This is a genomic window from Paenarthrobacter aurescens (genome assembly GCF_025421775.1).
In the GTDB taxonomy this organism is placed as follows: domain Bacteria; phylum Actinomycetota; class Actinomycetes; order Actinomycetales; family Micrococcaceae; genus Arthrobacter; species Arthrobacter aurescens_B.
On the sequence record NZ_JAOEFX010000765.1, the window covers coordinates 1 to 233 of the forward strand.

Genomic DNA, 233 nt, shown 5'->3' on the forward strand with positions numbered 1-233 from the left:
ATGAAATCGGCGGTCCCCAAGGTTGAGTTGCTGGTTGTGGCATTGGCCGCGGCAGGCCTCGGCGATGCCGTCGTTGCGGCGAAACCCGACGCCGTCGACGCGAAACCGTCGTCCTGCAGCGCTCCGGGCAGCCAGGCCACCCACGTCAAGAAATTCACAGTAAACCGCTATCGTGACCCGGACGACACCTCCAAGTCCCTCCAGCAACTCATCGACGCCGCTTCCTAGGACGG

General features: G+C 63.5%; 1 protein-coding gene. It reads left to right on the plus strand.

The genetic code is table 11. The features are described 5' to 3' along the window. The coding region (locus N7568_RS25530) for a hypothetical protein (protein ID WP_261612406.1) at positions 1-228 on the plus strand (228 nt) is incomplete at its 5' end. Between the last annotated feature and the right edge of the window lie 5 nt (positions 229-233).